The organism is Candidatus Zixiibacteriota bacterium (genome assembly GCA_034003725.1).
Classification (GTDB): Bacteria; Zixibacteria; MSB-5A5; order GN15; family FEB-12; genus WJMS01.
In genome coordinates, this window is the sequence record JAVEYB010000028.1 from 1 (window position 1) to 6471 (window position 6471).

A 6471-nucleotide genomic window follows, 5' to 3' on the forward strand; every position below is an offset into this window, starting at 1 on the left:
AAACAAACCCATTTCCCCGTAACCCGATGCCATATCGCTTTGTACAGTGAAAAAGTCTTCCGGGCAACCTCCCCTGCAAGGTGTAACCGGCACAAAAAAATAGCGGTGCAGGGACTCGAACCCCGGATTCGTTCAGCAGCGGGTCCCTATGCTCTTGCGGCGCAACGATATCCTGCATAGCATGCCATTACACAAGGAGTTACGTTGTTGTTGGTAGTTTACTAAATCTACTGAAATGCGACGATTCGAGACGCCGTTCCGTCACAAGATGGGCACAGATGTGTGGCGTTGGAACCGATCGGGATGAGGTTAGAAGTACAGAAACTTGGCGACGAGCTGGAAGTTGCCATGGAACTCGGCGCCACGGTCACCTCCTGCGAGTCCGAAAAGAACCGAGCTTTCGAGTCGTACGTAGGTGAACACCTCGTATCCTCCGCCGAGTAGCAGACAGCCTCCAAGGTTCTTCGCAGTCCCAGAATCGTAGGAGGTCTTGAGATACCCTCCCCCCGCGACGGTGTGCCACCTCTTTCGCACATCGACAAAGTGATACCAGCCTAGCATATACGCGACCCTGTAGCTGTAGTCAGTCGAGAATACACCGTTGAGGGAGACTGAGATTGCGTCGGACTCGCTAACTCCCCCGTAAGCTCCCCTGTCAAGTAGACAGTTCATAAGTAGAGTTTTTGGCGGTTTGACGTTCCCGGAAGATCGTCGGGGGCAGACCACCCAGCGCATCGTGACAGCGCTGCTCGTTGTATCTGACCAGCCATTCGGCTGTGATCTCCCGCACTTGATCTAAATCCTCAAACAAGTAACTGTTCAAGACCTCCTCACGATAGGTTCGAGTGAATCGTTCTATCAATCCGTTCTGATTCGGTTTGCCCGGTTGAATGTAGCGAATGGCAATGTTCACCTGCTGGCACCAGTCGACCACGACCTGTGAGGTGAACTCCGGACCGTTGTCGCAGCGGATTGCCTGCGGCACACCCCGCCAGGCACACAGTCGCTCCAGGACCCGCACCACCCGTTCGCCCAGCAGCGACGTGTCGATCTCGATAGCCAACGCCTCCCGCATCCCCTCATCCATCACGTTGAGCGTTCGGAACCGCCTCCCCACGTACAGCGCATCGCTCATGAAGTCCAGTGCCCAGACGGCATTGGGTGTTGAGGGCGTATCCAGCGACTGACGCTCCCGCGGCGGTATACGCTTCTTCGTCCGCCGCTTGTGATTCAAGCCCAGCTCGCAATACACTCGATACACCTTCTTGTGATTCCAGACATAGCCCGCCTGACGGATCTGCTGGTAACTCTGCCAGAAGCCCCAACGGTTGTTGGCGTCAGTCAGACTCGTTAACACCTCGATAACCTCCCGATCCCGCTTCAGGCGGTCCTGCGGCTGACGGTACCAGGCTGCCCGCGACAACACCACCGCCCGACAGGACCGGCCGATCGACACCCTATGCTCGGCCACCAGATACGCCGCTGCCTCGCGACGTTCCGGTGGCCTCAGAGCTTTTTTGAGATCAGATCCTTCAGGGCATCGTTCTCAAGACTCAGCTCGGCGTACATCCGCTTGAGTTTGGCGTTCTCCGCCTCCAGCTCGCGCATCCGACGTACATCAGACACCTCCAGCCCGCCGTACTTCTTCTTCCAGTTGTAGTAGGTCTGGTCGGCGATGCCGTACTTGCGGCAGATCTCCTTCACCGGCAACCCGGCATCGGCTTCCTTGAGGATGCCGACGATCTGTGTCTCACTGAATCGTGACCGTTTCATAGAGTCCTCCTGGCTGTAATATGCCAAAAAGCTCTACTTCACGACAGTCTACTGTTTGGGTAAGCTTACAATGCACACTTCACAGTTGCCCCGCTATGCCTGATTGATTGGTTGTCCCCTGCAGAACAACGGGGTAGGCGAGTGCCTTATTTATGACCGCTACACACCATCGCACACCGCGGGAAACTGCTAGTATTGGCGACTATGTTAACCACATGTCGTTTGGACAGCGCCGCGGCTGAAAACAGTAAGCACGCGCAATGTAGTGCTCGTCGAACCGCGCTGCCTTCCTTGATTCGATCCGCAATGGCTAACCCGATCTGAAACACTCAACCAACGGGAGGCGTCATTCAGGTCCGCTCACCGATTCCAATACCATCGGCGTCGCAGAGCAATCGATTTCGTGGTGACATTGCTATTCCCTATTCGGTTCGGGCGAGTGCATTATCTGGATGGTCCGTCTCGCCCGCCGAAGTTCACAGCCATCGGTGCTTCTTTCAATATCGCCTCGACGTCCTGAAGGTTCGAATGCCGGTGTAAGAGAGAATACTGATACCCAGATATCAACCCACTCAGACCGGTTCACTGGTTCCAGGGAGTTGGTTTTACGGAAAGCAGTACAGCCTGGCCCTTTCCGGCTGATTTCCAGCGTGAGGTGTGTCCGCACGTTTGAGATACACAAGCAGCGAGAAAACTCGACTTGTTTCGGTCGCCAATGCGCCTTATTTTCTATTGATCGCCCGTAGGTATCCAACTAATGCGAGGAGTCTTGCGTGAGCACGTTCTTTGCCTTCGCCATTGCCGACAGCATGTTCACCTCGAATTGCATCATTCGAAGGCGGGAAATCGATGTTGCGCAAGTGCGCCAATTGATCTCTGCAGGTGTTGAACCATCGTTCAATCCCAGCCACACAGCAACAATAGCTGCCATGCGTGCGCGGTTCGGAATCGATCTCAAGATTCCGGGAACTCCGCCCAGAATAACCCTTCACGATGGCGACAGGCTGATTGTCATGACCGTCCACGGCCTGCCGCGACTCGAAAACCGCCACCAGTATTCTGACGACGAAATAGCGTCTGCAAACTTCTCATTCGCGGTCTACACAATCGAGAAGGAAGCCTGACAGAGAGTCAGTACAAATGCGGGGAGACACTCGACATGCTCAACACTCTTAATTGGCACCGCGTGAGCGCGTCAATGCTCGTTGTCCGCCGGATACAAATGGCGAAGGCGCATCTGTTCTCAATGATACAGGCCATCGTCAAGAGCACAAACTCGGTTCTCGGTGATTCGAGCGACATTCACGTCCTGTTTCACGTGCGAGATGTCCGCCACACGATCCAAGTCGACGTAGGATCCCGTTTTGTGGTGGACTTTCTCTTTGCAGACGTTCCCCAGGAGTACATCTCGCGTTGGCGCGATGGCCTGCATGCCCTGCTCTCCGACCCCGTGCACGGTCGAAACCTCAAGTTGCTTGCGCTGGGCGAGATTGAATCACGGTGCATGGGTACGGTGCTGGAGTCGACAAGCTTGCCATCGTCGATTGACGAGTTGTGCCTGGATTTTCTCAGTCCGTATCCGTTCAATCGGACGCCGGGGAAACCTCGGACGTGGCTCAGCCTCGACACGTTCATTCAGTCCATTCTGCGGCGACTCTCACGGCTGTTTGGGCGGGACATTACCGCAGCGTATAACTCGACGGCATCATGTCAACTGCTACCGTACTACTGGCGCTATACGGAAATCAGACACGCCTCCAAAACCCAGCCGGGCCATACACAACTCATAAATGGATGTGTGGGCCGCCTGTATGTGAAAGGCGCCGTGACCGATGTGCTGCCGATAATCCTCCTCGCCAGTGAATTGCACGCCGGCACAAAGATCCCTTATTCGCACGGCTACTTCCAGCTTCGCTGCCCCTCTCCCCCGTACTTCCAACAGATGCTGGGAGACCGACGCCGGCTGGTGACTGTCGTTCGTGAAGTAGTTGAAAGACATGACGACGCGGCCGCAGCCCTCGCCGAATCTGAAGGCTTGCCGATTGATGAGTATGCGGTCGCGGAGAAGCTGGCAAATGAACTTGTGAACGGGCGCTACACGCCCACTCCCTCGACGGCGTTTTCCGTGCAGACGCACAGTCACAACAGCCGAACGGTGGAAAGACTTCACCCCCGTGATCTCATTGTCCAGCAGCACCTGTTCAGGTTGATTTCTCCCGTGCTCGATGCCGCTTTTGAAGACGAGTCGATCGGTTATCGACGCGGTCTTTCACGACAGCACGCCGCCGAACGGATCACTCGAGCGATCGCCGACGGACACAGCTTCGCTCTTCGAGCCGACATTTCCGACTTCTTCCCGTCAGTTGATCATGATCGATTGATTGGGTTGATAGACTCCTGCATCCCCTCGGGCGATTCCGAAATGCGCCGATTGCTTCAGTCTTCCATTGCCATGCCGTATGTGCTGAACGGCGACCTTCACGCCCGCAAGCAGGGGCTCGCCCAGGGAAGCCCGCTGTCCCCCGTGCTTGCAAACCTCTACCTTGACTCGTTTGATGAAGCCATCAAGCAGGCTGACGCCAGATTCATTCGATACGCCGACGATTTTCTCATCCTGACAAAGTCCCGAGATGACGCCGAAGCTGTCCTGTCCCGGGCAGAAGCGATACTCGCGGACCTGGGACTGACACTTTCCGGCTCAAAAACACTGATTACCGACGTTCGCGACGGTTTCGAGTTCCTTGGTATGCGCTTTGACGAACAAGAAGCGGTTACACCCGCTTCGAACATCGTGCAGGCGTACCGGAAGCCACTGTATGTCACGGAACCCGATCTCTTTCTCTCCTTATCCGGCGATTCAGTAAACGTATGCCGTGGTCGCACGATTCTGGAATCATTTCCGATTCGGCGAATCAGCGAGATTATCGTTCTCGAACGAACGGGCTTCTCCACGGCGCTAATCACTCGCTGCGTCGATGAGAATATCCCGTTCACTATAGCGCTGAACACAGGGTATTTTATCACGACCATCAAGCCGGATTCACGCCGATACTACAACATCAGTTCCCGGCACACGGCAAAGTATGCAAGCCTCACCGATACCGAACAGCTCGCTGTCGCAAAGGAGTTTGCGGCAAACAAGGTGCTGAACTACATCCCCGTGTACCAGCAGCGCTATGAAATGGGCGACGGAGAGTTTATTCGACGGCTGACGGAGTTTGCGGAGCAAATCCGGAGCGCCGCACACATCGATGAGGTGCGCGGCTGCGAAGGCGCCGCCGCCAGAGAGGCGCTTGCCCAGTTCGGCAGACGGATCCACAATCCCGCATTCCGATTCTTGAAAAGGCAGCGGCGGAATCCGGACCGCATCAACTCGATGCTCAATTTCGGTTACTACATGCTTTTTTCGCGGGTGAATGCCACGGTCAGGGCAGTGGGCTTGAATCCGTACCTCGGCTTTTTGCACTCACCGCTGAACGACTATGAATCGCTGGTATGCGATATTGAGGAATTGTTCCGGTCGCGAATTGATCGACTGATTCTCAGGTTACTGAATCTGAAGATGATTAAAGAATCCGATTTCAGGGAGACGGCACGAGGATGCTACCTGACTCGCGACGGAATCCACAAGTATATAAAAGCGTTCGAAACCGAGATGCAGCAGAAATCGGGCCGCGAACGTCTGTCGTTGGCCCAGAACATTTACGCACAAACAATCGTCGTCAAGAACTGGGTCCTTGACGTGTCGGGACTGACGTTTTATCGTTGGGAATCATGAGGGGCGTATCAGACTACACGGTCGTTTATGACATCACTTCGGATGCGGAGCGCCGCAGAGTTGACAGGGTTCTGAAAGGGTTCGGCTTCCGCGTGCAGAAGAGCGTGTTTGAGTGCCGGATGGATCGCAAAGCACGGCGGGACCTGCTGAGGGAGCTGCGTGCGTTGAGGATCACAACAGGATTTGTGAAAGTATATCGACTGGAGTATTCATCACGCGGTGAAGTAGTTGGACGGAGTGAGGCGAGGGACATAGATGGTGATTCGGCATATATCGTATAGACGATTCGGAACCTCGGTGGTTTTGAGCCAAAACGGACCGAATGTGACGACGGTTACGAATTTCAGGCCGGGAAGGCGATGGATTACAACGGCATGCAAGTGATAGAGTCCTGAAGGACACCCCTGTTGACAGGTACTGAAACAAAGTCGGCGAAGAGGGGGTCGGGTAGTTAGTCCTGAAGGACACCCCTGTTGACAGGTACTGAAACAAGGTTCTTGGTCCACCCGGGTTTCCGTTTGTCCTGAAGGACACCCCTGTTGACAGGTACTGAAACTATATCTGGTTTTAATCCGTGACATTCTTCTGTCCTGAAGGACACCCCTGTTGACAGGTACTGAAACTAAAGACCGTCGAGATGCCGGCTAGAACGTCCTGAAGGACACCCCTGTTGACAGGTACTGAAACAGTTGTTCCAGTTCCACCTGTCGTCGAAGCGTCCTGAAGGACACCCCTGTTGACAGGTACTGAAACTTGGACGTCCAGCCCTCAGCCACGCCGTACTGTCCTGAAGGACACCCCTGTTGACAGGTACTGAAACCCACCGAGAACATTGGCCGGGATGCGGTACAGTCCTGAAGGACACCCCTGTTGACAGGTACTGTAACATTGGTAGCCGAAGTACAACCCGGCGATTAGTC

4 protein-coding genes and 1 CRISPR repeat array are annotated in these 6471 nt (G+C 54.9%); of the genes, 2 read left to right on the plus strand and 2 right to left on the minus strand.

The genetic code is table 11. The features are described 5' to 3' along the window. Positions 1 to 309: 309 nt before the first annotated feature. Both RBT76_15745 and RBT76_15750 read right to left on the minus strand, forming a co-directional pair. On the minus strand, positions 310 to 561 hold the full coding sequence (locus RBT76_15745; GenBank protein ID MDX9859237.1) for a hypothetical protein: 252 nt from the start codon (positions 559 to 561) through the stop codon (positions 310 to 312). Positions 562 to 655: 94 nt separating this feature from the next. Continuing rightward, a protein-coding gene (locus tag RBT76_15750; protein MDX9859238.1) for an IS3 family transposase occupies positions 656 to 1773 on the minus strand; the annotation gives its coding sequence in 2 pieces (ribosomal slippage) (positions 656 to 1521 and positions 1521 to 1773; 1119 coding nt in all). A gap of 773 nt (positions 1774 to 2546) precedes the next feature. On the opposite strand from RBT76_15750, the gene RBT76_15755 reads away from it, so the two are divergent. Both RBT76_15755 and cas1 read left to right on the plus strand, forming a co-directional pair. Next, the gene (locus tag RBT76_15755; protein MDX9859239.1) at positions 2547 to 2897 is read left to right on the plus strand and encodes a hypothetical protein; all 351 of its coding nucleotides are present in this window, start codon (positions 2547 to 2549) and stop codon (positions 2895 to 2897) included. A gap of 35 nt (positions 2898 to 2932) precedes the next feature. Then, complete coding sequence (gene cas1 / locus RBT76_15760; protein ID MDX9859240.1) at positions 2933 to 5551, plus strand: CRISPR-associated endonuclease Cas1; 2619 nt, start codon at positions 2933 to 2935, stop codon at positions 5549 to 5551. Positions 5552 to 5939: 388 nt separating this feature from the next. Next, positions 5940 to 6438: a CRISPR direct-repeat array (repeat unit 36 nt; unit sequence GTCCTGAAGGACACCCCTGTTGACAGGTACTGAAAC). The last annotated feature ends 33 nt before the right edge of the window (positions 6439 to 6471 follow it).